24 protein-coding genes and 1 pseudogene are annotated in these 26,734 nt (G+C 73.7%); 17 read left to right on the top strand and 8 right to left on the bottom strand.

Annotated elements, in window-relative coordinates; translation table 11 throughout:
- The first annotated feature begins 327 nt into the window (after positions 1-327).
- The 5 genes and pseudogenes from ACSMXW_RS35435 (at position 328) to ACSMXW_RS35415 (ending at position 5,220) form a co-directional block, all read left to right on the top strand.
- Complete coding sequence (locus ACSMXW_RS35435) at positions 328-876, top strand: flavin reductase family protein (RefSeq protein ID WP_485802491.1); 549 nt, start codon at positions 328-330, stop codon at positions 874-876.
- Positions 854-1,924 carry an ABC transporter substrate-binding protein gene (locus ACSMXW_RS35430; RefSeq protein ID WP_485802489.1) on the top strand — a complete coding sequence of 357 codons (1,071 nt, stop codon included), beginning with the start codon at positions 854-856 and terminating at the stop codon, positions 1,922-1,924. Before ACSMXW_RS35435 ends, ACSMXW_RS35430 begins: the two co-directional genes overlap by 23 nt.
- Entirely contained in the window at positions 1,921-2,808 is an 888-nt protein-coding gene (locus ACSMXW_RS35425) for an ABC transporter permease (protein ID WP_485802487.1), read from the top strand. The genes ACSMXW_RS35430 and ACSMXW_RS35425 overlap by 4 nt, the downstream gene beginning before the upstream one ends.
- A pseudogene (locus tag ACSMXW_RS35420) lies at positions 2,784-3,650 on the top strand (ABC transporter ATP-binding protein); the annotation flags it as partial. The gene ACSMXW_RS35425 and the pseudogene ACSMXW_RS35420, both read left to right, overlap by 25 nt.
- A gap of 181 nt (positions 3,651-3,831) precedes the next feature.
- Positions 3,832-5,220 carry an LLM class flavin-dependent oxidoreductase gene (locus tag ACSMXW_RS35415; protein ID WP_485802485.1) on the top strand — a complete coding sequence of 463 codons (1,389 nt, stop codon included), beginning with the start codon at positions 3,832-3,834 and terminating at the stop codon, positions 5,218-5,220.
- Here the strand turns inward: ACSMXW_RS35415 and ACSMXW_RS35410 are convergent, their stop codons facing one another.
- The 3 genes from ACSMXW_RS35410 to ACSMXW_RS35400 all read right to left on the bottom strand — a co-directional run bounded on the left by ACSMXW_RS35410 (position 5,221) and on the right by ACSMXW_RS35400 (position 8,120).
- Positions 5,221-6,090, bottom strand: a complete 870-nt coding sequence (locus ACSMXW_RS35410; protein ID WP_485802484.1) for a class I SAM-dependent methyltransferase — start codon at positions 6,088-6,090, stop codon at positions 5,221-5,223.
- Between the two features lie 197 nt (positions 6,091-6,287).
- A complete protein-coding gene (locus ACSMXW_RS35405; RefSeq protein ID WP_485802482.1) occupies positions 6,288-7,043 on the bottom strand; it encodes an SDR family NAD(P)-dependent oxidoreductase in 756 nt (251 codons plus the stop codon).
- Between the two features lie 447 nt (positions 7,044-7,490).
- Complete coding sequence (locus ACSMXW_RS35400) at positions 7,491-8,120, bottom strand: ScbR family autoregulator-binding transcription factor (RefSeq protein WP_485802480.1); 630 nt, start codon at positions 8,118-8,120, stop codon at positions 7,491-7,493.
- 155 nt (positions 8,121-8,275) lie between these two features.
- Between ACSMXW_RS35400 and ACSMXW_RS35395 the strand changes: the two genes are divergently transcribed.
- Both ACSMXW_RS35395 and ACSMXW_RS35390 read left to right on the top strand, forming a co-directional pair.
- The gene (locus ACSMXW_RS35395) at positions 8,276-9,244 is read left to right on the top strand and encodes a ScbA/BarX family gamma-butyrolactone biosynthesis protein (RefSeq protein WP_485802478.1); all 969 of its coding nucleotides are present in this window, start codon (positions 8,276-8,278) and stop codon (positions 9,242-9,244) included.
- A gap of 564 nt (positions 9,245-9,808) precedes the next feature.
- Entirely contained in the window at positions 9,809-10,795 is a 987-nt protein-coding gene (locus tag ACSMXW_RS35390) for a glycoside hydrolase family 64 protein (RefSeq protein WP_485802476.1), read from the top strand.
- Between the two features lie 92 nt (positions 10,796-10,887).
- Here the strand turns inward: ACSMXW_RS35390 and ACSMXW_RS35385 are convergent, their stop codons facing one another.
- The 3 genes from ACSMXW_RS35385 to ACSMXW_RS35375 form a co-directional block, all read right to left on the bottom strand.
- A complete protein-coding gene (locus ACSMXW_RS35385; protein ID WP_485802474.1) occupies positions 10,888-13,347 on the bottom strand; it encodes a glycoside hydrolase family 65 protein in 2,460 nt (819 codons plus the stop codon).
- Positions 13,344-13,520: a hypothetical protein gene (locus tag ACSMXW_RS35380; protein ID WP_485802473.1), complete on the bottom strand. Its 177-nt coding sequence runs from the start codon at positions 13,518-13,520 to the stop codon at positions 13,344-13,346. The genes ACSMXW_RS35385 and ACSMXW_RS35380 overlap by 4 nt, the downstream gene beginning before the upstream one ends.
- Positions 13,521-13,657: 137 nt before the next feature.
- Positions 13,658-14,782, bottom strand: a complete 1,125-nt coding sequence (locus ACSMXW_RS35375; protein ID WP_485802471.1) for a universal stress protein — start codon at positions 14,780-14,782, stop codon at positions 13,658-13,660.
- Positions 14,783-15,215: 433 nt separating this feature from the next.
- Between ACSMXW_RS35375 and ACSMXW_RS35370 the strand changes: the two genes are divergently transcribed.
- Positions 15,216-15,677, top strand: coding sequence for a Crp/Fnr family transcriptional regulator (locus ACSMXW_RS35370; protein ID WP_485802470.1), 462 nt, complete (start codon positions 15,216-15,218; stop codon positions 15,675-15,677).
- Between the two features lie 260 nt (positions 15,678-15,937).
- Here ACSMXW_RS35370 and ACSMXW_RS35365 read toward each other — a convergent pair whose 3' ends face one another.
- The gene (locus ACSMXW_RS35365; protein WP_485802469.1) at positions 15,938-16,567 is read right to left on the bottom strand and encodes an Rv1733c family protein; all 630 of its coding nucleotides are present in this window, start codon (positions 16,565-16,567) and stop codon (positions 15,938-15,940) included.
- Between the two features lie 196 nt (positions 16,568-16,763).
- Here ACSMXW_RS35365 and ACSMXW_RS35360 point away from each other — a divergent pair, with 196 nt between their 5' ends.
- From ACSMXW_RS35360 to ACSMXW_RS35350, 3 genes are all read left to right on the top strand, one after another.
- Entirely contained in the window at positions 16,764-17,849 is a 1,086-nt protein-coding gene (locus ACSMXW_RS35360; protein ID WP_485802468.1) for an alcohol dehydrogenase catalytic domain-containing protein, read from the top strand.
- A 281-nt stretch (positions 17,850-18,130) separates the two neighbouring features.
- On the top strand, positions 18,131-18,580 hold the full coding sequence (locus tag ACSMXW_RS35355; protein WP_485802466.1) for a pyridoxamine 5'-phosphate oxidase family protein: 450 nt from the start codon (positions 18,131-18,133) through the stop codon (positions 18,578-18,580).
- Positions 18,581-18,774: 194 nt separating this feature from the next.
- Positions 18,775-19,515, top strand: a complete 741-nt coding sequence (locus ACSMXW_RS35350) for a response regulator (protein WP_485802464.1) — start codon at positions 18,775-18,777, stop codon at positions 19,513-19,515.
- Between the two features lie 204 nt (positions 19,516-19,719).
- Here the strand turns inward: ACSMXW_RS35350 and ACSMXW_RS35345 are convergent, their stop codons facing one another.
- Complete coding sequence (locus tag ACSMXW_RS35345) at positions 19,720-20,484, bottom strand: helix-turn-helix domain-containing protein (protein WP_485802463.1); 765 nt, start codon at positions 20,482-20,484, stop codon at positions 19,720-19,722.
- 216 nt (positions 20,485-20,700) lie between these two features.
- Between ACSMXW_RS35345 and ACSMXW_RS35340 the strand changes: the two genes are divergently transcribed.
- Genes ACSMXW_RS35340 through ACSMXW_RS35315 form a run of 6 tightly spaced genes read left to right on the top strand, consistent with a single transcriptional unit; the run spans position 20,701 to position 26,489 of the window.
- On the top strand, positions 20,701-20,892 hold the full coding sequence (locus tag ACSMXW_RS35340; protein WP_485802461.1) for a hypothetical protein: 192 nt from the start codon (positions 20,701-20,703) through the stop codon (positions 20,890-20,892).
- Positions 20,889-20,978, top strand: a complete 90-nt coding sequence (locus tag ACSMXW_RS35335; protein WP_485802459.1) for a potassium-transporting ATPase subunit F — start codon at positions 20,889-20,891, stop codon at positions 20,976-20,978. Before ACSMXW_RS35340 ends, ACSMXW_RS35335 begins: the two co-directional genes overlap by 4 nt.
- Entirely contained in the window at positions 20,978-22,639 is a 1,662-nt protein-coding gene (gene kdpA, locus ACSMXW_RS35330; protein WP_485802457.1) for a potassium-transporting ATPase subunit KdpA, read from the top strand. Before ACSMXW_RS35335 ends, kdpA begins: the two co-directional genes overlap by 1 nt.
- The gene (gene kdpB, locus ACSMXW_RS35325) at positions 22,636-24,714 is read left to right on the top strand and encodes a potassium-transporting ATPase subunit KdpB (RefSeq protein WP_485802455.1); all 2,079 of its coding nucleotides are present in this window, start codon (positions 22,636-22,638) and stop codon (positions 24,712-24,714) included. The genes kdpA and kdpB overlap by 4 nt, the downstream gene beginning before the upstream one ends.
- A 9-nt stretch (positions 24,715-24,723) precedes the next feature.
- Positions 24,724-25,317: a potassium-transporting ATPase subunit KdpC gene (gene kdpC, locus ACSMXW_RS35320; RefSeq protein WP_485802454.1), complete on the top strand. Its 594-nt coding sequence runs from the start codon at positions 24,724-24,726 to the stop codon at positions 25,315-25,317.
- Positions 25,318-25,346: 29 nt separating this feature from the next.
- Entirely contained in the window at positions 25,347-26,489 is a 1,143-nt protein-coding gene (locus ACSMXW_RS35315) for a universal stress protein (RefSeq protein ID WP_485802452.1), read from the top strand.
- Positions 26,490-26,734 lie beyond the last annotated feature (245 nt).

Genomic DNA, 26,734 nt, shown 5'->3' with positions numbered 1-26,734 from the left:
CGCCGGAAATCCGGCGGCATGCCTGAGAAATCGTCTGCCGTGCCCACGCCGCACCGCTCTTCCCAGGGTGGTGCACGGGCCGGGCCGGCGTTGTCACGGTGATGCCCGGCGATTCCCGGCGGCTCCTCCGGGTCCGTGGGCGTGCAGTCACGGCGTTTCCCGGCACATGGGCGTGCCGTCACCGGGTTTTCCCGCACCCCTGCGCTGGCATTTCCGCATTCCTCGCGCCCGTTTCCGATGAACACCGCCGTGCCGTACGCCGGCGGCCGAGAATCACTGCCCTTTCCCTTCGTCATGCCCTTGTTCCCCGCCGTCCTGGAGAGTTCCTTGACCATTGCCGCCGTTTCGCCGGGGTCCCCGCCCGGTATCGCCCAGGGCCGTTTCAAAGAGGCGTTCCGCCGCCATCCCGCCGGGGTGGTCGTGGTCACGCTGGATGCCGGCCGGGGACCCGCCGGATTCACCGCCACCTCGCTCACCTCGCTCTCGCTCGCCCCGCCGCTGGTGTCCTTCGCGGTCTCGGAGACCGCGTCGTCGTGGCCGCATGTCGAGGCCGCCGGATGGGCCGTCGTGCACTTCCTCGGCGCCGAACAGGAGGTACTGGCACGCCGGTTCGCCACGAGCGGCATCGACCGGTTCGCCGCCCCGACGAGGTGGCGGCGCCTTCAGACCGGCGAACCGCTGCTCGACGGGGTGGCCGGATGGCTGCGGCTCGGCATCGAGCGATGCGTGCCGGCCGGTGACCACCGCATCGTCGTCTCCCGTGTGGTGGAGGCCTGGCTCGACACCGCCCGCGACCCCCTCCTCTTCCACGACGGCGCCTACCACTCGCTCCGCACCCGAACGGAAACCGGCAATGCCCATCCCCACCTCGCCTGACACGACCGCCCGCAGACGCTTCCTCGCGCTGGCCGGCGGTGTGTCCCTCGGCCTCGGCCTCACCGGCTGTGTCGCGGCCTCGAACGCCGCGACCCGGCCGGCGCCCACCGGCCCCCTGCCGACCCGGGCCCCGGCGCGCGGCACCAAGCTCTCGATCGCCATCCACACCGCCCAACTGCAACTCGCCGCGTCCGGGCTCGACCGGAGACTGGGATTCACCGTCTCCCAGTGGCCCAACCTGACCGCGGGCCCGGACATCATCCAGGGTTTCCGGGCGCACTCCATCGACCTGGCGTCCAATGCCGGCATCCCGCCCATCCAGGCCGCCGACATCGGAGTCCGCGCCAGGATCGTCGCCGTCCAGACCCGTGACGTCCCCGTCTACCGGTTCGCCACCGCACCCGGCTCGCGCATCACCCGCGCCGAGGACTTCCGCGGCAGGAAGATCGCGTTCTCGCAGGGGCAGGCGCAGGGCGTCGTCGTCCTGCGCGCGCTGAAGGAAGCGGGCCTGTCGTACGACGACGCGAAGCTCGTCCCGCTGCCCAGCACGCAGTTCCTGACGGCACTGCAGTCCGGGCAGGTGGACGTGGCACCGCTCAGCGAACCCGTCCTGACGAAATACCTCGACCAGTACGCGAAGGACGGCGCGCGGGCGCTGAAGACCGACGTGGTGGACCTGCTCACCGTGCTCTGGGCACCCGTGGAGGTGCTCGACGACCCCGGCAGGCTCGCCGCGGTACGGCAGTTCGTACCGCTATGGGCCCAGGGGCAGGTGTGGGCGTGGCGGCACACCAGCGCCTGGATCGACGCGTACTACGTCAGGGACCAGGGCGTCACCAGGGCGGACGGCGAACGCATCGTGGACTCCCTGGACAAACCGGTGTTCCCGGAGAGCTGGGACAGGGCCATCGCCTGGGAGCAGCAGACGGCGGACCTGATGGCCGCCGGCGGGTTCGTCAGGAAGCTGGATGTGGCCCCGCTCTTCGACCGGCGCTTCGAGGCCCTCGCGGCCCGGGCCGTGCCGGCCGCGTACCGGGAGGCGACATGAGTGGGACGCTGTCGGACGTCCGGGGCACGCAGACCGCCGCCGCACCGCCAAAGGCTCCACCGGACGCGGCGCCGGCCACCGCGAGCCGCCCGGGTGCCCGGCGGGTGCGCCGCCGGCTCGGGCCCGGCCGGCGGGTGCCGTTCGGCCGGCTGCTCGGGCCCGTGCTGCTGGTCGCCGCCTGGTGGGCGGCCTCGGCACTCGGGGTGCTCGACCCGCGGATCCTGTCGGGGCCGGGTACGGTGCTGGGCACCGCCCGTGACCTCGTCTCGGACGGCCGCCTCCAGGACAGCGCGCTGATCTCGCTGCAGCGGGCCGGTCTCGGTCTGCTGTTCGGTGTGGTCGGCGGGGTGGTGCTGGCGGTGGTGGCCGGGCTGAGCCGGCTCGGCGAGTATCTCGTCGACGGCCCCCTGCAGATCAAGCGGGCCATCCCCGCGCTGGCGATGCTGCCGTTGCTGATCCTCTGGCTCGGCATCGGCGAGCAGATGAAGGTCACCGTCATCGCCCTCGGGGTGGCGGTCAGTATGTACGTCAACACCTATGCCTCGCTGACCGGCATCGACAGCCGGCACGTGGAGCTGGCCGAGTCGCTGGAGCTCAGCAGGTGGCAGTTCCTGCGCACCGTCGTCGTGCCGGGGTCCCTGCCGGGGTTCTTCGTGGGGCTGCGGCTCGCGGTGACCTCGTCCTGGCTGGGCCTGATCGTGGTCGAGCAGATCAACGCCACCAGCGGCGTCGGCTACATGATGTTCCAGGCCCAGCAGTACGCCCAGACCGATGTGATCGTCGTCGGTCTTGTGGTCTACGGCGTCTTCGGGTTCCTCTCCGACGCCCTGGTCCGCGCGATCGAAGGAAGGGTGCTGTCATGGCGGCGCACACTCGCGAGCTGACCGGGCCCACGGCCCCCGGCACGGCCGAGACGGCCGGAACGACCGGCACGGCCGGCACGACCGAGACCGCCGAGACCGCCGAGACGACGAGCACGGCCGGGCGGCGGGACCGGGCCGCCGGCGGCCCCCGGGACCGCGAGCAGGCACCCGCGGTGCGGGCCACCCGGCTGGTGCGGCGGTTCGGCGGCCGAGCGGTGCTCAGGGAGCTCGACCTCACCCTGGCGCCCGGGGAGTTCATCGCCCTGCTGGGCCGCAGCGGCTCCGGCAAGTCGACCCTGCTGCGGGCCGTCGCCGGCCTGGACCACCGGGTGGCGGGCTCGGGCGAGCTGGTGGTGCCCGAGCGGATCTCGCTGTCGTTCCAGGACTCCCGGCTGCTGCCGTGGCTGCGGGTGCTCGACAACGTGATCCTCGGCGTACGCGGCCGGGGCGCCCGGGCACGGGGCAGCGAGGCGCTGGCGGAGGTGGGCCTCGGCGGCCGCGAGAAGGCCTGGCCACACGAGCTCTCCGGCGGTGAGCAGCAGCGCGCCGCGCTCGCCCGCGCCCTGGTGCGCGACCCCGAACTGCTGCTCGCCGACGAGCCGTTCGGCGCGCTGGACGCGCTCACCAGGATCAGGATGCACGGCCTGCTGCGCGAGCTGTACGAGCGGCACCGCCCCGCCGTGCTGCTGGTCACCCATGACGTCGACGAGGCGGTCGAGCTGGCCGACCGGGTGCTGGTCCTGGAGGACGGCCGGATCTCGGTGGACCTCACCGTCGAGCTGCCCGCGCCGCGCACCCGGCGTGATCCCCGGTTCCAGGAGTACCGCGAGGCGCTGCTCACCGCCCTGGGGGTGACCGCCGATCCCCCGCCGGCCGGCACTGACCCGCCGGTCACCAAGTCCACACCGGTCACCACTCACCCGCCGGCCACCGCCTCCACACCGGCCACCGCTCACCCGGCAGCCCCGGCATCCCCGCCGGCCGCCGAGTCCGTCGAGCCCGCCGACCGCCCCGTTCCCCGGCTTCGCAAGGAGAAGACCCCGCATGCCCCGCAGGACTGACCGCCCACCGTTGCACCTCAACGCGTTCCTGATGTCCGTGGGCCACCACGAGGCGGCCTGGCGGCTGCCCGAGAGCGACGCACAGCCCAGACCCGACATCGAGCACTACAAGCACCTGGCGCGCACCGCCGAGCGCGGCAAGCTGGACTCGCTGTTCCTCGCGGACAGCCCGGTCCTGCAGGGCGACCCCGGGCGCCGCCCCTCCAGCAGTCTCGAACCCACCCTGCTGCTCACCGCGCTGGCCGGCGCCACCAGCCGGATCGGCCTGATCGCCACCGCCTCCACCAGCTACAACGAGCCGTACAACCTGGCGCGCAGGTTCGCCTCGCTGGACCATGTCTCGGGCGGCCGGGCGGGCTGGAACATCGTCACCACCGCGGGTGCCGACGCGGCCCGCAACTTCGGCCTGGCCGACACCCCGCTGCACCGCGACCGCTACCGGCGCGCCGCCGAGTTCGTCGAGGTCTCCACCAAGCTCTGGGACAGCTGGGCGGACGACGCCGTGGTCGCCGACAAGGAACGCGGCGTGCACGCCAGGACGGAACGGGTGCGCCCGGTCGCGCACCGGGGCGAGTTCTTCCGGGTGGCGGGACCGCTGAACCTGCAGCGCGCTCCGCAGGGCTATCCGCTGCTGGTGCAGGCGGGGTCGAGCGAGGACGGCAAGGACTTCGCGGCACGCTACGCGGAGGCCGTGTTCACGGCGCAGCAGACGCTGGAGGAGGGCATCGCGTTCTACAAGGACGTGAAGCGGCGCGCCGAGCTGATCGGGCGGAACCCGGACGGCATCAGGATCCTGCCCGGCATCGTGCCGGTGCTCGGGGACACCGAGGCCGAGGCGCTCGAGCTGGACGCCGAGCTGGACCGGCTGATCGTGCCCGAGTACGCCAAGCGGCAGCTCGCCAGGACGCTCGGGCTGGAGCCGGACGCCCTCGCGCTCGACGCGGAGCTGCCCGACGGCCTGCCCGACGAGGACGAGATCGAGGGCGCGAAGAGCCGCTACACGCTGATCGTGGAGCTGGCCAGGCGGGAGCGGCTGACCGTGCGGCAGCTGATCGGCCGGCTCGGCGGCGGACGGGGCCACCGCACCTTCGCGGGAACGGCGCAGCAGGTCGCCGACACCATCGAGCACTGGTACGACAGCGGTGCCGCGGACGGCTTCAACATCATGCCGGCGGTGCTGCCGTCCGGCCTGGAGCGGTTCGTGGACCAGGTGGTGCCGATCCTGCAGGAGCGTGGGCTGTTCCGCACCGAGTACACCGGCAGCACGCTGCGCGAGCACTACGGCCTGCCGAGGCCCGCCAACCGCCTCTTCGAGACGGTCGACCGCGGCCCGGGGTTCACGGGCGTCGGGCTGGCGGCCGAGGCGGGCTGATCACGGGCGCCCGGAGGTGCGGCCGCCCGGCAGGGTGGCCACCACCACCGCGCAGCGCGGACTGCCGTCGGGCCTGAGGCCCAACTCCGGCAGGGCGCGCAGCCGGACGTCGAACCCGGCCTGCCGCAGTTCCCGGCAGACCCGCGCGGGTGGGAAGGTGCGGTAGTACATGACGAACGGGGGCCGCCACAGCGCGTTGCGGATCCGCATGGCCACGTCGAACGCCAGCAGCATCCAGTAGCCCCGGCTGCCGGGCCGCGCGGGCGCGACCACCGGGAAGACGAACCGCCCGCCGGGCCGCAGCACCCGCGTGACCTGGGCGAAGAGCCGGGGGCGTGCGGAGGGCAGGAAGTGGCCGAAGGCGCCGAAGCTCACCACCAGGTCGAAGACGGCGCCGAACGGCAGGGCCATGGCGTCGGCCCGCACCCAGTCGACGCGGGCTCCGGGCGGCGCCGCGGCCCGCACCGACCGGGTGACGGCCGGCGGCTGCACGGTCTGTACGGGGCCGGTGCTCGGGGCGGGGCCGGCGGCCGGTGCGGGCCAGGGCTGCGGGGCGGGGCCGCGCCGGGCGAGCGGCCAGGTGGCCCGGCCCCGGGCGAGCATGCCCGCGCTGATGTCGACGCCGGTGATGCTCCGCCGGCACACCTGGGCGAGCACGTCCATGCCGGCCCCGGTGCCGCAGCACAGGTCCAGGCCCCGGCCGAACGGGCCGAGTGGGCGCAGCGCACGGGCCACGGCGTCCAGGACGGCGTCCGGGGTGCGGAACGGCGTCAGGTCGAACTTCGGCGCGAGCAGGTCGTAGCCGCGCTCGACGGACGACAGCGCCTGGACGGCGAGCTCACGGACGGTGGGGCCCTCGGGTGCGAACATCGCTGCTCAGCATAGGCGGCCCCGCGGCCGGCCAGCCATGATGCACCCCGGAGCCCGGGCCAGGTGCCCCGGGCCCCTGCCCAGGATCCGGGCCGAAGCGCCCCGGGCCTTGTCCTCCTGCGTGTCCCGGGACCGCGCCGTGGCCCGGGGACACACCGGGCAGGGACACACCTCGCCGACCGGCTCGCCGCGCCGGTTCACACCGCGCTGCACCCGCCGTCCACGGGGACCACGGCGCCGGTCACGAACGACGACCGGTCGCTGCAGAGCCAAGCGACGGCCTGCGCGATCTCCTCCGGCTCGGCCAGCCGCTTCTGGATGGCGCGGGCCACGGCGTGCTGCTCCAGCTCCGGCATCGCCCGTATCGCCCCCTCCAGCAGCTCGGTGCGGGTGCTGCCCACCATCAGCACATTGACGCGGATGTTGCTGCCGCCGTACTCGGCGGCGGCGGCCTTGGTCAGGCCTGTCACCGCGTGCTTGGCGGCCACGTACGGGGCGCCGACGCCGGTGGCGAAGGAGCCGGCGGTGCTGCCGGTGTTCACGATCGACCCGCCGGAGGGCTGCTCCAGCATCACCCGCACCTGGTGGCGCAGGCAGTTCCAGACGCCGCGGACGTTGACGTCCATGGTCCGGTCGAACTCGGCGTCGTCCATCAGGTGGAGCGGGGTGCCGAGGGTGCCCCAGCCGGCGTTGTTGAACGCGGCGTCGAGCGACCCGAAGGTGTCCACGGCCGTCGAGACGGCCCGCTCGACGTCGGCCGGCGAGGTGACGTCGCCCTCGGCCACCACGGCCCGGCCGCCCCCGGCCGTGATGTCCGCGGCCACCCTGCGCAGCAGCTCGCCGCGTCTGGCCATCAGCACCACCGCCGCGCCCTCCGCCGCAAGCAGCCGCGCGGCCGCCGCACCGATCCCGCTGGACGCACCCGTGATCATGACCGTCTTCCCGCTGAGCATCGGCTTTCCCCTCGCTACGACCGAACGTCCGTCCGGCACCGGTTGCTTGAGAGGCACACCGTACGGCCCACCACGCCCCGCCCCCGGCGTGGGCGGCACTCGGTCGTGCGCGGCGGGGGCGGAGGAACCGGGGCCGTGTCCCGGGGAGGGGCGTGTCCCGGGCCGTGCCCCGGAAGAAGCGGCACTCGGACCGTGCCCCGGCAGGAGCGGGACTCAGGCCGTGCCCCGGAAGTGGCGGCACTCGGACCGTGCCCGGGAAGGGGCGCGGGGAACTGCGCGGGCACCCCCGCCGGCGGGAGGCCCGGCGGTGACCGCAAGGGGCTGGGCGGGCGGCGCCGGGCGGCCGGCCCGGTGGCGCCGCGCCGGGCACGGGGAGCCCGAGCCCACCGTCTCGACTGTGCTTGCGGTCCCCCGCGCCGCTCCCGGCGAGCCCCGCGCAGCGGCCGCTCAGAGGTACCGGCCGCGGTCCTCCCCGAACTCCAGCCGCTTGACGACGCTGGGCACGGCCAGCGCGGGCAGGATGCAGCGCCACATCTCGACGATGCGGTCGGGCAGGTCCTTGCGCCCGGTCTCCATGCTGGCGTGCATCTGGGCGCCGGTGCAGGCGTTGACCAGCAGGCGGGACCAGGCCTCTACGTCCACGCCGGCCCGCACCTCGCGCTTGCGCTGCGCCTCCTGGAAGCTCGGCAGCACCACGGCGGCCCACTGCTGGTGGGAGTTCTCCTCGGGCGAGATGAACTGCTCCTGGTCCGTCACCAGCCGCGCCCCGGCCAGCAGGACGGGGTTGTCGAGGAGCTGGTAGGCCCAGGTGAGGGTGATGTCGACGACCCGCTGGAGGCCTTGTGACGGGATCGGCGGCACCACCAGGTCGGGCTGGCTGCGCACGATCTCACGGGCCAGTTCCTCCTTGCTGCGGAAGTGGAAGTACATGGCGCCCAGGGTCACGCCCGCCCGGCTTGCGATCTTCGCGACGCTGGCCCCGGCGAATCCCGACTCGGCGAACACCTCGGCCGCCGAGCGCACAAGGGTCGCACGGGTGCGCACAGCCCGCCCCTGCTTCACCGCCCGTCCTGTCATGCCCCACCGATCCGATCTTGCTCGACAACGATTTCGGCACTCTCTATTTTTGTTAGCCCGGCAACTTGCTCCATCGACATCAAGACGTCATCGCTCACCGGCGCCCAGCCGCCGTCCGCTGCCCGCCCCCGTGATGTTCCAGGGAGAGATTTCGCATGGTCACGAGTACCACTGTTGCTCTCTCAACGGCCCCTTCAGAACCCGAGCACGCGCTGCACGAGTACGTGCGGAAGGTGGAGAGCGCGGAGATCCTCGTCCACGACTGGCACCAGGAGTCCCCGGAGACCCAGGTCGTCACGCTCCGTTGGCCGAGGACGCACGCCTTCTACACCCTGCGCAAGGACGTCACCAGCCCCCTGCTCTTCACGGAGAGCATCCGCCAGGCCCTGGCCCTCCTCTCCCACACGGTGCACCGCATACCACTGGAGCACCGGCTGGGCTGGGAGTACGCACGCTTCACCGTCGCACCCGCCGCCTTCTGGCGGGGCCCCACCCCCTCGCTGGTGGACCTCAGGGTCACCCACACCGCAGTCTCCCGCCGGCACCTCGGCTCCGTCCAGGTCACCGCCCTGATCGAGGCGACCGGTGACGGTGCGTACGTGGGCTCGGCCGAGATCCGGTATGTTACCCACCCGCCCGCGTTCTACCGCAGGCTCCGCGGGCGGTACGCGGACGCGGTGGAATCCTTCGCGCGGGCCCTGCCGCCCGCGCCCCCGCTCGCCGCCGCCCTGGTCGGCCGGGACCGTGCGCGTGACGTCGTCCTCTCCCCGGCGGAGACGCCGCACCGCTGGCGGCTGCGCACCGACACCACCCACGAGGTGCTCTTCGACCACTCGCACGACCACGTGCCCGGCATGGTGCTCCTGGAGGCCGCCGCGCAGGCCGCACAGGTCGAGGCCGGGCCGCGCCCGGTGCTGGCCGTGGGCTACGAGACCACCTTCCACCGCTATGTCGAGCTCGACCAGGAGTGCTGGATCACGGCAGAGCCCGCCCCCCCTGATCTGCTCGGCCGTTCTCGTCTCAAAGTCGACGGTATGCAGGGGGATCATGTGGTCTCCTCGACCCTTGTCGCAACCGAGCCGCTCGATCGGACGTCCCACGGAGATACGGCTTCCGACGCCTGAGGACATGCCTGGCGCCGCCCGCGGGTCCGCACCGGGCCTGACGGGCCGCTCGCCGGGGCCACGGGGGCGGTGGCACCCGGCCGGGGCAGGTCCGGCACCACCACGAACGCCCGGGGCGCCGGAGTGACGACCGGCGCCCCGCTCTCCTCCCGCCCGCCACGGGCCCCGCCGCCCACGCACGCTCCCCGCGGACCGCGCCGCCCACGCCCTCGCCACCTCGCCGCCCCGCCGCGCACCGCCCTTCGCCGCGCGCCGAGGCCCGCCGCCGTGCGCACCCGTCCGCCTCCGGCGCGCCCCATCCCCTTGGCCCACCTCCCTCACCCCCACCGCGTCCGCCCCACCCGTCCGCCCCGCCGTGCCCGCCGCCTCGTCCCCTCGGCCCCGCAGTCCCGCGCCTTGACAACTCCCGGTAATCCCAAGAGGCTTTGAGAGCGCTCTCTCGCCCGGATCGCCACCGCCGTCCAGGGTGCTCGACAGCGCACAGCAAGGCTGGACCAGGGCCACCACCCGGCCGTGGCCTGTGCGTCCGCGCCTGACCACACCCCCCACAGCCAGGGAGGAACGATGCCCCCCACAGCAACGCCCCCGCTGCATCGCCGGCGCTCGGCCTATCTGATCGGCGCCGTCGCCCTGCTGCTCACCACCACGTCCGTGATCATGAACACCTCGTCGCCCTCGGCCTTCGGCGCCCAGACCGACGCGCCGGCCGTCGCCGCGGGCGTGGCGCCGCCGGACGACTGGTGGGGCGACACGAGCAGCATTCCGCCCGCGAAGAACGTGCTCACGGTCAAGGTGCTCAACAAGACCAACGGCCAGTACCCGGACGACCAGGTCTACTGGACGTTCAACAACGAGACGCACTCGATCGCCGAGCAGCCGTACATCGACATGCCCGCCAACTCGGCCGGCCGGATGTACTTCCACCTCGGCTCGCCGGACAGCAAGTACCAGGACTTCATCGAGTTCACCGTCGGCGACGACGTCTTCAACGGCAACACCACCCGCGTCGACGCGTTCGGCCTGAAGCTGGCGATGCGTCTGCACGCCAAGGACGGCTACGACACGCAGGTCGGCGAGGACTACGAGACGTTCCAGGAGTCCAGGGACGCCACCTGGCAGAAGTTCGCGGACGCCATGCCGACCGAGTTCAAGTCGCTCACCGAGGTCGAGAAGCCGTACCGGATCCCGGCCCCGGGCAGCGTGCCGGACTTCCGCGAGGGCGGCCAGTACGCCACCTACATGAGCGACTACGCGAAGAAGGTCGGCGTGAACGCCCCCACCTCCGACATCTTCGGCTGCGCCGGCACGCTGGCGGGCGACCCTGGCATGTGCTCGGCGCTCAACCGCCATGTCGCCGAGATGCCCCAGGACGCCTGGTCGAAGCCGGAGAACTACTACAAGGACGCCCCGGCGAACTACTACGCCAAGTTCTGGCACGACCACGCCATCAACAACCTGGCCTACGGCTTCCCGTACGACGACTACGCGGGCCAGTCCTCGTTCATCTCGCACGGCGACCCGCAGTGGCTGGAGGTGGCCGTCGGCTGGTGAGCCGCGCAGTCCCGTGCGGCGCCGGGCACGGCGCCAAGCGAGCCCCCGGGGCGACCCGGGGGCTCCCGTGCGGGCGACGCCCGCCCGTCGGCTCAGCCGGGGACCACCAGCTCCACGGACTCTCCCGGTTCGACGACCACCGAGCGGTCCGGGAGTTCGATCTCGATGGGCGACCTGTCCGAGTCGGGCACCGCGAGGTGCAGCAGGCCGGGCCGCACGCCCAGTTGCACGCCGACATGGCCCTGGTAGTGCACGGAGAAGCTGTAGGAGGCGAGTTCGGGCATCGGCACCGGATCCAGGCAGAGCGCGCCGCCCCGGGTGGACATGCCGGTCAGGCCGCGCTGGACGAGGTCGAGCGTGCCGGCCATGGCGCCCAGGTGGACACCCTCGCCGGTGGTGCCACCCTGCAGGTCGGCGATGTCCCCCTTGATGGCCTCCTGGCAGAACCGCCACGCCTCGCTCCGCCTGACCCGGGCCAGCACCCAGCCGTGCACGAGGCCGCTGAGCGTGGAGCCGTGGCTGGTGCGGCGCAGGTAGTAGTCGACCGTGCGCTGCCACAGGTCGTCGTCGAAGCGGTAGCCGAGGCGGTCGAAGAGCGCGGCCAGCTCGGCGGGCGAGAAGAGGTAGCCGAGCATCAGCACGTCCGCCTGCTTGGACGCCTGGTAGCGATTGACGGTGTCGCCCTCGGCCTCCAGGATCCGGTCCAGGCGCCGGATGTTGCCGTAGGCCTTCGCATAGCCGTCCCAGTCCAGCTCCTTCAGGTCCCCGTAGCCCTCGAACTGGCTGATGACGCCGGAGTGGAAGGGCACGTACAGGCCGCGTGAGACGTCCTCCCAGTGGCTGATCTCGTCGTCCCGGAGTCCGGTGCGCTCGGCGAGGTCGCGGCGCCCCGGCTCGGGGAGGGTGCCGAGCAGGTCCAGGGTGCGGGCCAGCACCCAGGCGGCGGTGACGTTGGTGTACGCGTTGTCGTCGAGGCCGGGCCGCCGGGCGCCGGGGTAGGCGTCGTGGTACTCGTCGGGGCCGACCACGCCGCGGATGCGGTAGCGGCCGAGCGTCCGGTCGTACTCCGCGAGGCCCGCCCAGAACCGTGCGACGTGCAGCAGCATCTCGGCGCCCCTGGTGTGCAGGAACTCGACGTCGCCGCTCGCCTCGCAGTACTGCCAGACGTTGTAGGCGATGGCGGAGCCGACATGGCGCTGGAGATGGGAGTGGTCGGGCAGCCAGCGCCCCGACCGGGGGTTGAGGTGCAGCTCCTGGGTCTCCTCCCGGCCGTCGCTGCCGCTCTGCCACGGGTACATGGCGCCGGTCAGGTCCGAGTCCCGGGCCGAGTGGCGGGCCCGCTCCAGGCGGCGGTGCCGGTAGCCGAGCAGGGCCCGGGAGACCTCGGGGAAGTGCAGGTTTAAAAAGGGCAGGACGAACAGCTCGTCCCAGAAGATGTGGCCGCGGTAGGCCTCGCCGTGCAGCCCGCGGGCCGGCACGCCGGCGTCCTGCTCGGTGGTGTGCGGGGAGAGCGTCTGCAGCACGTGGAAGAGGTGCAGTCGCAGGATGTGGCCCGCCTCGCCGGCGACGACCAGCTCGGCGCGCCGCCACAGCTGCTGCCACGCGGTGCGGTGCGTGGCGAGCAGGTCGTCGAAGCCGGGCGCGCGGGCCACCCGGTAGGCGGCGGCGTCCAGCGGCTCGCTGATCGCCCGGTCCCGGGAGGTGTGCAGGGCCACCACCTTGTCCGCGGTGACCGTGCGGCCCTGCTCGGCGCCGAGCCGCCACACCTGCACGGCGCGTGCCGCCTCGTGTGCCGTCGTGGTGTCCGCACCGGTGCCGCCGCGCACCGAGGTGCGCGCCGCGAGGCCGATGCGCAGTCCGGACGTGCGGGTGCGGCAGGCCAGCCAGACGCAGTTCCAGGCGGCGGTGCCGGTGGTCACGTCGGTGAGGTGGTTGCCGTTCAGGTCGCGGTAGCGGGCCACGCCGGCGTTGGTGACCGTCCCGTCGAGGGCCGCCTCCAGTTCGATCCGGCCGGCGAAGTTCTCGGCGGTGACCTCGGTGCGCAGCGCGGCGAGGTAGGGGTCCGCCATGTGCACCAGGCGCAGCTGGCGTACCGTCACGCACCGGCCGCGCTCGTCCTCGTAGCGGGTGCGACGCTCCAGCACGCCGGTGTCCAGGTGGAGGACCTGGCGGTGGTCGCGCAGCGCCTGGGTGTCGGGGGTCAGCCAGGGTGCGGGGCCCCTGCGGTCGGTGCCGCCGCCGTCGTCCCCGTCGCCGCCCTCGATGATCCGCAGTCGCAGCGGCAGCCAGTCCGGCAGGTTGACCATGTCCTCGTTCTCGATCTGCCGGCCGTCCACGGTCGAGGCGAGGCGGTTGTAGAAGCCGGCGGCGTAGGTGCCCGGGTAGTGCACGTCGTCCGCGGGGCACTCGCTCGCCGCGCCACGGGTGGCGAAGCGGCCGTTGCCCAGGGTGCACAGCGACTCCCGCAGCCTCTCCTCGGCGGGATCGTAGCCCTCGTACTCCCAGGTCCAGTCGGTCGTCGTCGCGGCGGTCCGCTCCGTTGTGTCCGTCACGTGGGGGCTCCTTCGGTGCGCAGCTCGCCCAGGTCGCGTACCACCGGATCGGCGCCGTGACACCGCGACCGCTCCGCGGCGCGGGGATCCGTGCCCCGCGGCACGCCGTCGCCGGAGTGGAGCCCCACCCGGCGGCTCGCCGCCACCCCGGCCACGGCGTCCTCGGCGAGCACCGTGCCCTCGGGCGGCCGGCCCGGTCGGCGGGCGGCCTTCCGGCGGGGCGGGGGCCGGTCGGGGCGGGGCCGGCGGGAAGCGGGAGACGGGAGACGGGACGGTTCGGGGTTCAGGCGGGGGGTTCGGGGCGCAAGGGTCACTCGCGGTACGGGACGACGGCGACCGGGCAGTCGGCGTAGTGCAGCATCGTGTGCGCGACCCGGCCGATCCGGGCGCCCAGGTGGCCCGGCTCCCGCTGCGCGCCGGTGACCAGCAGGTCGGCGGCGTGGGAACTCTCCAGCAGCAGTTCGTGGGCGGGGCCCTCCGCGACGGTGCGGAGCACCTCGGCGCCGGGGTGCTCGCGCTGGGCGTCGCGCAGCGCCTCGTCGAGCAGCCGGGCGGCGCGCTGCCGCTGGCGGCGCGCGCGCTCCTTGGGCCAGCGCAGCCGGCCCGCCATCTGCGACGCGGGGCACCGCCAGGCGCGCAGCGCCTCCAGCTCACTGTGCCGCACCTCGGCCTCGCGGAGGGCGAACCGCACCGCGGCGGCGCAGCCGGCCGACTCTCCCACGCCGAGCACGACCCGGTGGCGGCCGCCCGCGCGGTTGGTCGCGTCGCCCCGCACCACGACGACGGGGCACGGCGCCTTGGCGGCCATGGCGAGGCTGACGGTGCCGAGCAGCACACCGGGCACCGCGCCCCGGCCGCGTTCGCCGGTGATCAGTGCGGTCGCGTTGCGCGCCTCGCGCAGCAGCGCCTCCTCGGTCTCCTCACAGAACACCTCCGTGAGGATCTTGACGTCCGGGTTGCGGCGGGCGGCACGCTCGGCGGCCCAGCCGACGATGCGGTCCGGGGACTCCTCGGCGGTGCGCTGGTCCAGTTCTCCGGGTCCTCCCGGTGTGGGGGACACGGCCGTGTCCCCGGGCGCGGTGGAGGCCGCGGTGTCCCCGAGTGGGGTGGAGGCGGCGGTGTCCGCCGGGAGGGTGGCCGCGGCCGTGTCTGCGGGGGCGGCCGCCCGGGCCGTGTCCTCGGATCCGCGCCGCCGGCGGGGCCGCCCGGCGAGGGCGGTGTCCTCCGGGTGCCGCCGGGTGCCGCCGCTCTCGTCGGCCCCGGAACCGGCGGGACCGGTGTCATCGGCGAGGCCGGTGTGCTCGTAGCGCTGCCAGAGGGAGGCGTGCACCAGACGCAGCGGCAGCCCGTGCCTGGCGGCCTCGTCCGTTGCCCAGTCGACCGCCCGCAGGCTGCACTCCGAGCCGTCGACGCCCACGACCAGCGGCAGTTCCATGATCCGCACCGCCTCTCACGCGCGTGCCCCGACACTGCCTCCCAGTCCATCGTGGCACCGGGGTGAGGCGCCGGCAGGAGGGCCGTCCGCCCCAGGGCCCGGGACGTTCGGCCCAGGGACGGGGCCGTGCGGCGGACGCACGCTCGTATCAGAACATGTGCCGCGCAACGGCCGCGCAGCCGCCCTTGGCCGCGAGGCGGGGGCGGCGTCGGCGCGGAGGCTCCGTGCGCCGGCGCAAAGCGGTCGGCGCCCGGGCACCGTTGCGGGGCATGTGCTCGTGTCGGATCAGGTACCGCGCCCGCGGCCGGGCGCCGTGGGCGCGGGACCGGGCGGGCCCGGCCGGGACGGCCCCGGCCCGGTGGGCGGGTGGGTCCGTGCGCCGGGAGCGCCGACCGTGGCAGCCCGGTTCCGGGAAGGAAGGCAGGGCCCGGCCATGACCGTCGCGACGACCATCACGATCCACGCGCTGGCGCCGGAGCACCGGGCGCGGCTGATGGAGCTGGCACGGGACGCGTCGTTCGCCGAAGGGGCGCGGATCTTCGAGGAGGGCCAGCACGCGGACCGGTTCTGGATCGTGCGGACCGGCACGGTCTCCCTGGACATGCGGGTGCCCGGCCGTCGTCCGCCGGTGGTCGACACCATCGGCCACAACGAGCTGATCGGCTGGTCCTGGCTCTTCGAGCCGTTCGTCTGGCAGATGGGTGCGGAGGCGTTGTCGCCGGTGCGCGCGCACGAGTTCGATGCGGCGGCGGTTCGGGACGTGTGCAGGGGAGATCCGCCGCTGGACGCGGCGGTCTCCAAGTGGGTGGGGCGGGTGATAGCCCATCGTCTCCAGACCGCTCGTAACCGGCTGCTCGATCTTTATGCGCCGTATGGCAGTGGGGCTTGGAGCTGAGGGTGTTTCTGCGCCGGTTCGGGGCGCGGGCCTCGTTGTGGAGGTCGGTGGCGTCGGTGGTGGCGGTGGCATCGCCGGCATCGGTGGTGTCGGTGGTGTCTGTGGCGCCTGTGGCGTCGGATTGGGCGTCGGCGGGTGGGCCGCGTGCGATGGAGAGTGCCCCTTGAGGTCGTGGCGACGCGCGGAGATCGTCGTGGCCGGTCGCGCAGTTCCCCGCACCGCTGCCGGGGCGCCACGCGCTAGCTGCATCTGCTGGGGGGTCAGCCCATTCGGTGGCGCCAGCGGGGTTCGACGTCCTCCCACTCCTTGTCCCAGTGGGCGGCGCGTGCGGCGTCCACGCGGAGGCGGACGCCGCGTCCGACCGCATACGTGGCGCCGCCGAAGAAGACCGCGGCCGAGCCGCCCAGCAGTACCGACTGGAGCGCGGACTCGCCGGGGCTGGCGGGCGCGCTGGTGAGCCGGCCCCGGTCGTCCGTCCAGATCTTGACCTTGTAGCCGGCCTGGTGTCCGGCGTCGACCATGGTGTGGCCGGTGTGCCGGGAACCGTCGGGTGCCGTCCAGTGCACCGGCGCCCGTACGCGGTTGTCGTTGTCGCCCGTCGCGCCGGGTGACGCCGGCGCGTCCTTGGAGAGTACGGCGGTCACGGAATGCCGCTCGGCGCGCTGCTGGGCCAGGGTCTCGTCGGTGGCGCGGGCCGCCAGCATGCCCACGAACGCACCGCCCACCGCGACGACGATCCACACGATCAGGATGATCCACGCCTCGAGGATGTCCTCGCGGCGCCGCAGCGGGTTTCTGCGCCAGCGCCACAGACGCGGCCTGCGGCGCAGCGCCTGCGGGCCGTCGGGCCCGGGTCCAGGTGGCGGCCTCGGCGGCGTGCCCCTGCGCATTGGACGCCTCCTCTTCACGCTCACCTTCGAAGGTGGCATCCGGCGGCCGCGGCACGGCAGGGGCCGCCCGGGGTGCTGGTGGGGCCCGGCGGACCGGGTGCGGGGGGCCGCCCGGCCCAAGACCGGCTCGGCGAAGGCCGGGCACGCTGATCCTGGTGGAATGTCCGCCGGCGTGGGAAGGCGCGGAGGGAACGTCATGAAAGCGCTCGTCTACCGCGGCCCCGGCCGCATGGCATGGCAGGGCGTCCCCGATCCCGGCGTGCGGGAGGCCGGCGACGCGGTCGTCCGGGTCGAGGCCACCAGCATCTGCGGCACCGACCTGGACATCGTCACGGGCGACGGGCCCGCGGTGCGGCCGGGCACGGTGCTCGGCCACGAGGCGGTCGGAGAGGTGGTCGAGACCGGCCCCGAGGTGCGCTCGGTGCAGCCCGGCGACCGGGTGCTGGTGTCGTGCATCTCGGCGTGCGGACGGTGCGGGCCCTGCCGGCTGGCCCGGTACGGGCAGTGCCGCGGCGGCGGAGGCTGGCTCCTCGGCCACCGGATCGACGGCACCCAGGCCGAGTACGTCAGGGTGCCCTGGGCCGACCTCTCCGTGCATCCGCTGCCGGGCACGCTGAGCAGCAGGGACGCGGTGCTGCTCGCGGACGTCCTCCCCACCGGGTACGAGGTCGGGGTGCTCAGGGGCGGCGTGCGCGCCGGGGACACCGTGGCCGTCGTCGGCGCCGGCCCGGTCGGTCTCGCCGCGGTCGCGACCGCACAGCTCGCATCGCCGGAGCGCACCATCGCCGTGGACCTCGACGGGGCCCGGCTCGACACCGCGAAGCGGCTCGGCGCGGACGCCGTGGTGAACGCCGCGGACGTCCCCGAGCAGTTGGTGTCCGACCTCACGGGGTCGCTGGGCGCCGACGTGGTGATCGAGGCGGTGGGCGTGCCGGAGACCTTCGAGCTGTGCACCCGGATGGTGGGCCCCGGGGGCCATGTGGCCAATGTGGGCGTACACGGCAAACCCGCGGCGCTCCATCTGGAAGAGCTCTGGGACCGGGACGTGACGATCACCACCGGGCTCGTCGACACGCACTCCCTGCCCACCCTGCTGCGCCTGATGGCGGCCGGCCGGCTGCCCACGGCCGAGCTGATCACCCATGACTTCCCGCTCGCCGCCATGGCGGAGGCCTACGACGTCTTCGCACGGTCGAGGGCCACCGCGGCGCTGAAAGTGGTCCTGGGCGAGGAGCCGCACGACGCACTCGCCACCACACCCCGGACCACCGCCCGCGCCTAGGTCCTGTCGTGCGCCCCGGCCACCCGGCCCGGCCGCGGCCGACTCCGCCAGGGCAGTCCCCCGCTGGGCCGTTCCCCGCCGACGGAGGCCCGATGGGCCCTGTGCCGGGCGCGGGGCGAGGTGGAGCGTGGACTGCGGGGATCAGGCGCCGGCCCGCGCCCGGCCGAGCCGAGCCACCCCGCGGGGAGCTCGAGAACCGCGGGTGACACGGATACGGCGGACGGGATGAGGCGGGTGCCGGAACGACGCGATGAGCCGATCTCTTCCGAGTGAGCCCTTGCATGAACGCCCAGGACGGCTTCCATGAACTCGGCAGGCAGGAGAGCCTGCGGCTGCTGAGCAGGGCACCCGTGGGCCGGGTGATCCACACCCGGCGGGCGCTGCCCGCGGTGCTGCCGGTCCGCTTCTGCCTGGACGCCGACTCCGCCGTCGTCCTGCGTGCCCCGGCCCACTCCGAGCTGGTGCGCGCGCTCGACGGCGTGGTGGTGGCGTTCGAGGTGGACGAGGTGGACGCCGGCGCTCGGGTCGGGTGGAGCGTCGTGGTGACCGGACGGGCCACGGTGGTGACGAGCCGGGCCGAGCACGAACGGCTGTCGCGCACCGGGCCGCGCTCCTGGACCGCGCCCGACGGGGACGCCGGCGGCGCCGATGACGTCTTCGTCCGCATCGAGCCCGAACTGGTCACGGGCCGCGAGCTCACCCACGGCGCGGGGGCGGGCCTCGCCCCGTGAGCGTCCCCGTGGCGGCCGGTCCATCGCCGTCCCTCACGGCTCGTGCACGACCCGCCACGGCGTCCGTGCATGACCGGCCTTGCCCGGCGTCCGGTGTGTTCGCCCGGGCCTGGCCCGGGTACTGGGGAGAAACCGACACTCCGCCGCCGGCGCGGGCACTCCGGCGCCGGCGGAGACCCGCGTTGGGAGCACCCATGGCGGACACCGACCCGGCCCGCTCCGGCCGCCCGATCACGGTCTTCCTGCTGGACGACCACGAGGTGGTGCGGCGCGGCGTGCACGACCTGCTGAGCGACGAGCCCGACATCGACGTGGTCGGCGAGGCGGCCACGGCCGCGCAGGCCCTGGTGCGGGTGCCCGCGCTGCGCCCGCAGGTCGCGGTGCTCGACGTGCGGCTGCCGGACGGCGACGGGGTGAACGTCTGCCGCGAGCTGCGCGCCCGGATGCCCCACCTCGCCTGCCTGATGCTGACCTCCTTCGACGACGAGGAGGCCCTGCTCGACTCGATCATGGCGGGCGCGTCCGGCTTCGTGCTGAAGCAGATCTGCGGCTCCGACCTGGTCTCCGCGGTGCGTCAGGTGGCAGCGGGGCAGTCGCTGCTCGACCCCAGCGCCACCGCGCGGCTGATGGCGCGGCTCCGCGGCGAGCAGGACCACGAGGAGGAGCAGGACGCCCTGCCCGGGCTGACCGAGCGGGAGCGGGAGATACTCGCGCTGATCGGTGAGGGGCTCACCAACCGGCAGATCGGACGGCGGCTCTACCTCGCCGAGAAGACCGTGAAGAACCACATCTCGCGGCTGCTGGCCAAGCTCGGGGTGGAGCGGCGCATCCAGGCCGCCGTCATCGCCACCCAGGAGCAGGACCGGCGGGAGCGCGACACCCACCGCCGGGAGCGGGAGGGGTACGGCAGCAGGGCGGGAGCGCACGGCCCCTGAGACGGCGGCGTCCTCGAGACGGCGGCGTCCTCGAGACGCCCGCGCACCTGGGACGGCCGGGTGCCTGAAGCGCCCGCGTACCCGGGAGGACCCGCTTCCCCGACCCGCCCGCTTCCTTGAGGCGGGCCGCCGAGCTGGGGCTCCCGCCGCCGCTGCGCCGCGGGCCCTCGTCGCCGTCACACCCAGTCGCGTTCCCCGGCTCGGTCACCGTCCCGGGCCGCTTTCCCGGCCGGGTCCCCCGGCCCGGTCACCGTCCCCGGTCGCATCCCGGGCCGTGTCCCCCGGGTCGTCGACGATGAACCGCCGACCGGTGAGGCGGTGCGGCGTCAGGACCACCCACATATGGCGGTCGCCGCCCGCCCAGGGCGTGCTGTAGGCCTCCCGGTCCAGCCTGCGGACCGTCTCGTCGTCGGTGACCGCCCGTGCAGAGCCGACCGCGAGCACGCTCCAGCCCCGGCTGAACGCGTCGTCGATGTGGTCCACCTCGAAGGCGGTGTCGCTGCCGGCCGCATGGGCGGGCGGTGCCTCCGGCGAGGTGCGGAACGCGAGGTCGTCCTCGATGACCTGGTAGTTGACGGGGAAGATCGCGGGACCGCGCTCGGTGGTCACGGCGACCCTGCCGACGCCGTGGGTGCCGAGCAGTTCGCGGCACTCCCCCGGGTCCAGGTTCGCCAGCCGGGCGTGCCGGGCGGCGCGGCCGAGGCCGGGGGGCAGCTCCGTGGTGCCGCCGGTCAGCTCCTCCACGGTGGTCTCCAGTGCGTCGGCGAGGCGGAGCAGGAATCCCGTGCTCGGCGCCGCGGTGTGCTCCTCCATGTACTGGATGTAGCCGGGTGCCGAGCCGGACCGCGCGGCCACCTCCTCGCGGCTGAGGCCCAGTTGCTCACGGCGGCCCGCGATGCGTCGGCCGATGTCCCCCTTCACGCGCTCCGCCTCGGGGGGCACGGATCCCGGCTGCGGTTGTTCGGGCATGGCGGCACCAATCCTTCGTCGACGGCTGGGGACGGCCCGGCGGGGCCGTCGGCTCCGCTCCCCTCTTCATGCCCGTCCGGTACCCGGGTGCTGTGGGGGCTCACCCGATCGGCGGCGTCGGCATGAGCCGCGCCTCCCGCCGTTACGCCCTGCCGGTGACGGCACTGCAGCCGGCGGCGCGCGTCTGCGCAGTTTCACGGCGGTGACACGGTATGCGTGAGGTGTGCTCATACGGCGCTCGCCGCCCTCCCGTGCGAGCCGGCCGTGCGGGACCCGCCGGGCCGTCACGCGGGCGCCGCCACCACCGTCCGGAGGAGACCGCCGATGGCCGACCTGGCCTATATCGCCCTGACCATCGCCTTCTTCGCGCTGATGGTGCTGGTCCTGAAGGGCGCGGAGCGGCGGTGAGCGCCTCCGACGCCGTGGGGCTGAGCTGTGCGGTGGTCCTCGTGGTCTACCTCGTGCTCGCCCTGGTGTTCCCGGAGCGCTTCTGATGACCGAGACCGGGGCGGGGCTGCTCACCATCGCCCTGCTGGTCGGGGCGCTCGCGGTGGTCCATGTGCCGCTCGGCGCGTACATGGCCCGGGTGTACCGCGGCGACCGGCACCTGGCGGTGGAGCGGCTGCTGTACCGCCTCGCGCGGGTCAACCCGGACGCCGACCAGCGCTGGACGGCGTACGCGCTGGCGCTGCTGGGGTTCTCCGCGGTGTCCGTGCTGTTCCTCTACGGCTTCCTGCGGTTGCAGGGCGACCTGCCGCTGGCGCTGGGGTTTCCCTCGGTGCACCCGGACGGGGCGTTCAACACGGCCGTGGCCTTCGTGACCAACACCAACTGGCAGTGGTACGCCGGGGAGGCGACGCTGGGCCATCTGGTGCAGATGGCGGGCCTCGCCGTGCAGAACTTCCTGTCCGCGGCGGTGGGCATGGCCGTGGCGGTGGCTCTGGTGCGGGGGTTCGCACGGTCGGAGACCGATCGGGTCGGCAACTTCTGGGTCGACCTGGTGCGCGGCACGGTGCGCATCCTGCTGCCCCTGGCGTTCCTGGCCGCGATCGTGCTGGTGGCGGCCGGAGCGGTGCAGAACTTCTCCTCCCCGGACCCGGTGCACTCGCTCGCCGGCGGCACCCAGTCGATCGTGGGCGGTCCCGTTGCCTCCCAGGAGGCGATCAAGGAGCTGGGCACCAACGGCGGCGGCTTCTACAACGCCAACTCATCGCACCCGTTCGAGAACCCGAACCCGTTCACCAACGTCTTCGAGGTGTTCCTGCTGCTGCTCATCCCCAGCGCGCTGCCGCGTACCTTCGGCCTGCTGGTCGGCAGTCCCCGCCAGGGCTGGGCGATCCTGGCGGCCATGGCGGTCATCTGGGCGGGCGGCCTGGCCGCGGTGACGGCGGCGGAGGCGCTGCACCCCGGCACCGTGCCGCAGGCGGTGGGTGCGTCGATGGAGGGCAAGGAGCAGCAGTTCGGGGTCTGGAACTCCGCCCTGTTCGCGAACGCGACGACCACGACGTCGACCGGGGCGGTGAACTCCTCCCACGACAGCTACACCGCGCTGGGCGGCGGCATGCTCCTGCTGAACATGCTGCTGGGAGAGGTGGCGCCCGGCGGCACCGGCTCGGGCCTGTACGGGATGCTGGTGGTGGCGGTGCTCACCGTCTTCCTCGCCGGGCTGATGGTCGGCCGGACCCCGGAGTACCTGGGCAAGAAGATCCGGCAGCGGGAGACCACCTTCGTCGCGCTGTACGTGCTCGCCATGCCGTTCGCCGTGCTGGTCGGCGCCGGTCTCGCGGTGGCCTTCCCCGGGCCGCGCTCGACCATCCTCAACCCACGGCCGCACGGCCTGTCCGAGGTGCTGTACGCCTACGCGTCCACGGCCAACAACAACGGCAGCGCCTTCGCGGGCCTCGGCACGGACACCGTCTTCTACAACACGACCCTGGCCCTGGCGATGCTCATCGGCCGCTTCCTGCCGATGGTGTTCATCCTCGCGCTGGCCGGCTCGCTGGCGCGGCAGCGGCCGGTGCCGGTCGGCGCGGGCACGCTGCCCACCCACCGTCCGCTCTTCGTGGGGATGCTGATCGGAGTGGCGATCCTGGTGGCCGCCCTGGCGTTCTTCCCGGGCCTCGCCCTGGGGCCGATCGCGGAGGGGCTGGCATGACCACGGCCACGCCACCGCTCGGCGAGGGGCCCCGCAGGGTGTCGGCGGGGGCGTTCAGGCCGCACCAGCTCGTGCGGTCCCTGCCGGACGCGGTCCGCAAGCTGGACATCCGCCATATGGTGCGCACCCCGGTGATGTTCGTGGTGTGGGTCGGCTCCGTGCTGGCCACCGTCTTCACGGCGACGACCGACGCCAGTGCGTTCGGCATCGCGACCACGGCGTGGCTGTGGGTCACGGTGGTCTTCGCCAACCTCGCGGAGGCGGTCGCCGAGGGCCGCGGCCGGGCGCAGGCGGCGGCCCTGCGGCAGGCCAAGCAGGAGACGACGGCCCGGCGGCTGCGCGAGGACGGCACCGAGGAGCAGGTGGCGGGCACCCGGCTGCGGATCGGCGACCTGGTGGTGGTCGAGGCCGGCCAGGTGATCCCCGGCGACGGCGAGGTGGTCGAGGGCATCGCGAGCGTGGACGAGTCCGCGATCACCGGCGAGTCGGCGCCCGTCATCCGCGAGTCGGGCGGCGACCGCTCGGCCGCCACCGGCGGCACCAAGGTGCTCTCCGACCGGATCGTGGTCCGGATCACGGTGCGGCCCGGCGAGAACTTCATCGACCGGATGATCTCGCTGGTGGAGGGGGCGATCCGGCAGAAGACGCCCAACGAGATCGCGCTGAACATCCTGCTGGCCGCCCTCACGATCGTCTTCCTCCTCGCGGTGGCGAGCCTCCAGCCGCTCGCGACGTTCTCCGGCGGACCGCAGTCGATCATCGTCCTGGTGGCCCTGCTGGTCTGCCTGATCCCCACGACCATCGGCGCCCTGCTGTCGGCGATCGGCATCGCGGGCATGGACCGGTTGATCCAGCACAACGTGGTGGCCATGTCGGGCCGCGCGGTGGAGGCGGCGGGGGACGTCAACACGCTCCTGCTCGACAAGACGGGCACCATCACGCTCGGCAACCGGGAGGCCACGGAGTTCGTGCCCGCCGAGGGCGTCACGGCCACCGAGCTGGCCGACGCGTCCCAGCTGGCCAGCCTCGCGGACGAGACCCCCGAGGGGCGCTCCATCGTGGTGCTGGCCAAGGAGCGGTACGGGCTGCGGGCGCGCGAGGAGGGCGTGATCCAGGGCGCCTCCTTCGTGCCGTTCTCGGCGCAGACCCGGATGTCCGGAGTGGACCTGGAAGGCGGCCGCATGGTCCGCAAGGGAGCCGCAGCCGCGGTGCTCAAGTGGGTGCGCGACCACGCGGGCCACCCCAGTGCGGAGATCAGGTCGGTGGTGGACGCCATCGGCGCCAGCGGCGGCACCCCGCTCGTCGTCGCCGAGCGCCCGCCGGACGGGCCGGCCCGGGTGCTGGGCGTCGTCCATCTCAAGGACATCGTCAAGGCCGGCATGCGCGAGCGCTTCGCCGAGCTGCGCCGGATGGGCATCCGCACGGTGATGATCACCGGCGACAACCCGCTCACCGCCCGCGCCATCGCGGACGAGGCCGGCGTGGACGACTTCCTCGCCGAGGCCACCCCCGAGGACAAGTTGGAGTTGATCACCCAGGAGCAGAGCGGCGGCCGGCTGGTCGCGATGACCGGGGACGGCACCAACGACGCGCCGGCGCTCGCCAAGGCGGACGTCGGCGTCGCCATGAACGCCGGCACCACGGCCGCCAAGGAGGCCGGCAACATGGTCGACCTCGACTCCAACCCCACCAAGCTGATCGAGATCGTCGAGATCGGCAAACAACTGCTCATCACCCGCGGCGCCCTGACCACGTTCTCCATCGCCAACGACGTCGCCAAGTACTTCGCGATCATCCCCGCGATGTTCGCGGCGGCCTACCCGCAGCTCGACGACCTGAACGTGATGCGCCTCGGCAGCCCCGAGTCGGCGATCCTGTCCGCCGTGATCTTCAACGCGCTGGTCATCGCCGCGCTGATCCCGCTCGCGCTGCGCGGCGTCCGCTACCGGCCGACCAGCGCGGCCCGGATGCTCCGCCGCAACCTCGTCCTCTACGGTCTCGGCGGCATCATCGCACCGTTCGCCGGCATCAAGGTCATCGACCTGATCGTCTCGCAGTTTCCCGGGCTGAGGTGACCGGCTCCCATGACCATCACCGTCCTCAGGCAGGCCGCGGCGGGGCTCCGGGTCCTGATCGTGCTCTCCCTGGTCACCGGCGCGCTCTACCCGGTCGTCGTCTGGGGCATCGCCCAGCTGGCCTTCGAGCACAAGGCGGACGGCTCCAAGGTCGCCCTCGCCGGACGCACCGTGGGCTCCTCACGGATCGGCCAGGGCTTCACCGGAGCCCGGTGGTTCCACTCCCGGCCGTCCGCGGCCGGGGCGCACGGTTACGACCCGCTCGCCTCCGGGGCGTCCAACCTGGGCCCGGAGAACCGCACCCTGCTGGCGCGGGTACGGCAGCGGCGGGCGGCGGTCGCGGCCCGGGACGGCATCAGTCCCGCCCGGGTGCCCGCCGACGCCCTGACGGCCTCCGGAAGCGGGCTCGACCCGTATGTCTCGCCCGGTTACGCCCGGCGGCAGACCGCCCGGGTGGCCCGCGTCCGCCGGCTGCCGGAGCGGCGCGTCGCGGCCCTCGTGAGCGACCATGTAGAGGGAAGACTGCTCGGATTCCTCGGCGCGCCGCGGGTCAACGTCCTGGAGCTGAACCTGGCACTGGAGAGGCTCACCCGGAGCGGGTGAGCCGCGAGCGCGTCCCGGAAGGAGGCACCGTGCCGCGTGGCAGGCTGCTGGTGTACCTCGGGGCCGCACCCGGGGTCGGCAAGACCTACGACATGCTCGGCGACGGCCAGCGCCGCGCCGAGCGGGGCACGGACGTCGTCATCGGGTTCATGGAGGACTACGGCCGGCCGCTGACCCGGAAGATGGCCGAGGGCCTGGAGGCGGTGCCGCGCACCACGCTGACGTACCGCGGCACGGTCTTCACCGAGATGGACCTCGACGCCGTCCTGGCCCGCGCCCCCGAGGTCGCCCTGGTCGACGAGCTGGCCCATACCAACGTCCCCGGCTGCCGGCACAAGAAGCGCTGGCAGGACATCGAGGAACTGCTGGCGGCGGGCATCGACGTGATCTCCACCGTCAACATCCAGCATCTGGAGTCCCTCAACGACGTGGTCCAGCAGATCACCGGCGTCCGGCAGCGCGAGACCGTCCCCGACGACGTCGTCCGGCGCGCCGACCAGATCGAGCTGGTCGACATGTCCGCGGAGGCCCTGCGCCGCCGGATGGCGCACGGCCACGTCTATCCTCCGGAGAAGATCGACGCCGCCCTCGGCAACTACTTCCGCACCGGCAACCTCACGGCGCTGCGGGAGATCGCCATGCTCTGGGCGGCCGACCGGGTGGAGGAGGCGCTGCTGCGGTACCGCAAGGACCACGGCATCCAGCACCCGTGGGGCACCCGCGAACGGGTACTGGTAGCGCTCTCCGGCGGCCCCGAGGGCGGCACGCTGGTGCGGCGCGCCAAGCGGACCGCGTCCCGGGGAGCGGGCGGTGAGTTCCTCGCCGTGCACATCCGGCGCAGCGACGGGCTCGCCACCGCCTCGCCCCGGCTCCTCGACGACCAGCGCGCCCTGGTGGACGAGCTCGGCGGCAGCTACCACACCGTGGAGAGCGACGACCCCGCGCGCGCCATCCTGGACTTCGCCCGCCAGGTCAACGCCACCCAGATCGTGATCGGCGCGACCCGGCGCAGCCGCCTGAAGGGGCTCTTCAGCCGGGGCATCGGCGAGTCCGTCATCGAGGGGTCCGGCGACGACATCGACGTACACGTCGTCACCCACGCGGAGGCCGCGCACGGCCGACTGCTGCACCGCGGGGGGCGCCCGGGCCGGCGTACCGGCGACGCGGCGTGAGCGGTGCGGAGCGCCCCGGAAGGGGCGCGGGGAACCGCGCGACCAGCCCCGACCGGCCGGTGGCCGGGAACGAGACCGCAAGGGGCTGAGCCCGGTGGCCCGCCGCGGGCACGTGGTGACCGGTCGCTCCCCACCGCCTCGACGGCGTCGGCGGTACCCCAACGCGGCGGAGCCGCATGCGGAACAGCCCCGCGCCCCTCCCGGGGCTTACGCTCCGGGAAGGGGCGCGGGGCCGGATCCCGCAG

The organism is Streptomyces sp. DSM 116793, from assembly GCF_057320905.1.
Note: the sequence above shows the minus strand (reverse complement) of the source record. Positions and strands in the feature narration are given on the sequence as shown.

Excerpts from the sequence above, each read along its gene's own strand:
- ACSMXW_RS35430 (WP_485802489.1), top strand. The coding sequence starts at position 854 with ATGCCCATCCCCACCTCGCCTGACACGACCGCCCGCAGACGCTTCCTC.
- ACSMXW_RS35425 (WP_485802487.1), top strand. The coding sequence starts at position 1,921 with ATGAGTGGGACGCTGTCGGACGTCCGGGGCACGCAGACCGCCGCCGCA.
- ACSMXW_RS35415 (WP_485802485.1), top strand. The coding sequence starts at position 3,832 with ATGCCCCGCAGGACTGACCGCCCACCGTTGCACCTCAACGCGTTCCTG.
- ACSMXW_RS35410 (WP_485802484.1), bottom strand. The coding sequence starts at position 6,090 with ATGTTCGCACCCGAGGGCCCCACCGTCCGTGAGCTCGCCGTCCAGGCG.
- ACSMXW_RS35405 (WP_485802482.1), bottom strand. The coding sequence starts at position 7,043 with ATGCTCAGCGGGAAGACGGTCATGATCACGGGTGCGTCCAGCGGGATC.
- ACSMXW_RS35400 (WP_485802480.1), bottom strand. The coding sequence starts at position 8,120 with ATGACAGGACGGGCGGTGAAGCAGGGGCGGGCTGTGCGCACCCGTGCG.
- ACSMXW_RS35395 (WP_485802478.1), top strand. The coding sequence starts at position 8,276 with ATGGTCACGAGTACCACTGTTGCTCTCTCAACGGCCCCTTCAGAACCC.
- ACSMXW_RS35390 (WP_485802476.1), top strand. The coding sequence starts at position 9,809 with ATGCCCCCCACAGCAACGCCCCCGCTGCATCGCCGGCGCTCGGCCTAT.
- ACSMXW_RS35375 (WP_485802471.1), bottom strand. The coding sequence starts at position 14,782 with ATGGAACTGCCGCTGGTCGTGGGCGTCGACGGCTCGGAGTGCAGCCTG.
- ACSMXW_RS35370 (WP_485802470.1), top strand. The coding sequence starts at position 15,216 with ATGACCGTCGCGACGACCATCACGATCCACGCGCTGGCGCCGGAGCAC.
- ACSMXW_RS35365 (WP_485802469.1), bottom strand. The coding sequence starts at position 16,567 with ATGCGCAGGGGCACGCCGCCGAGGCCGCCACCTGGACCCGGGCCCGAC.
- ACSMXW_RS35360 (WP_485802468.1), top strand. The coding sequence starts at position 16,764 with ATGAAAGCGCTCGTCTACCGCGGCCCCGGCCGCATGGCATGGCAGGGC.
- ACSMXW_RS35355 (WP_485802466.1), top strand. The coding sequence starts at position 18,131 with ATGAACGCCCAGGACGGCTTCCATGAACTCGGCAGGCAGGAGAGCCTG.
- ACSMXW_RS35350 (WP_485802464.1), top strand. The coding sequence starts at position 18,775 with ATGGCGGACACCGACCCGGCCCGCTCCGGCCGCCCGATCACGGTCTTC.
- ACSMXW_RS35345 (WP_485802463.1), bottom strand. The coding sequence starts at position 20,484 with ATGCCCGAACAACCGCAGCCGGGATCCGTGCCCCCCGAGGCGGAGCGC.
- kdpA (WP_485802457.1), top strand. The coding sequence starts at position 20,978 with ATGACCGAGACCGGGGCGGGGCTGCTCACCATCGCCCTGCTGGTCGGG.
- kdpB (WP_485802455.1), top strand. The coding sequence starts at position 22,636 with ATGACCACGGCCACGCCACCGCTCGGCGAGGGGCCCCGCAGGGTGTCG.
- kdpC (WP_485802454.1), top strand. The coding sequence starts at position 24,724 with ATGACCATCACCGTCCTCAGGCAGGCCGCGGCGGGGCTCCGGGTCCTG.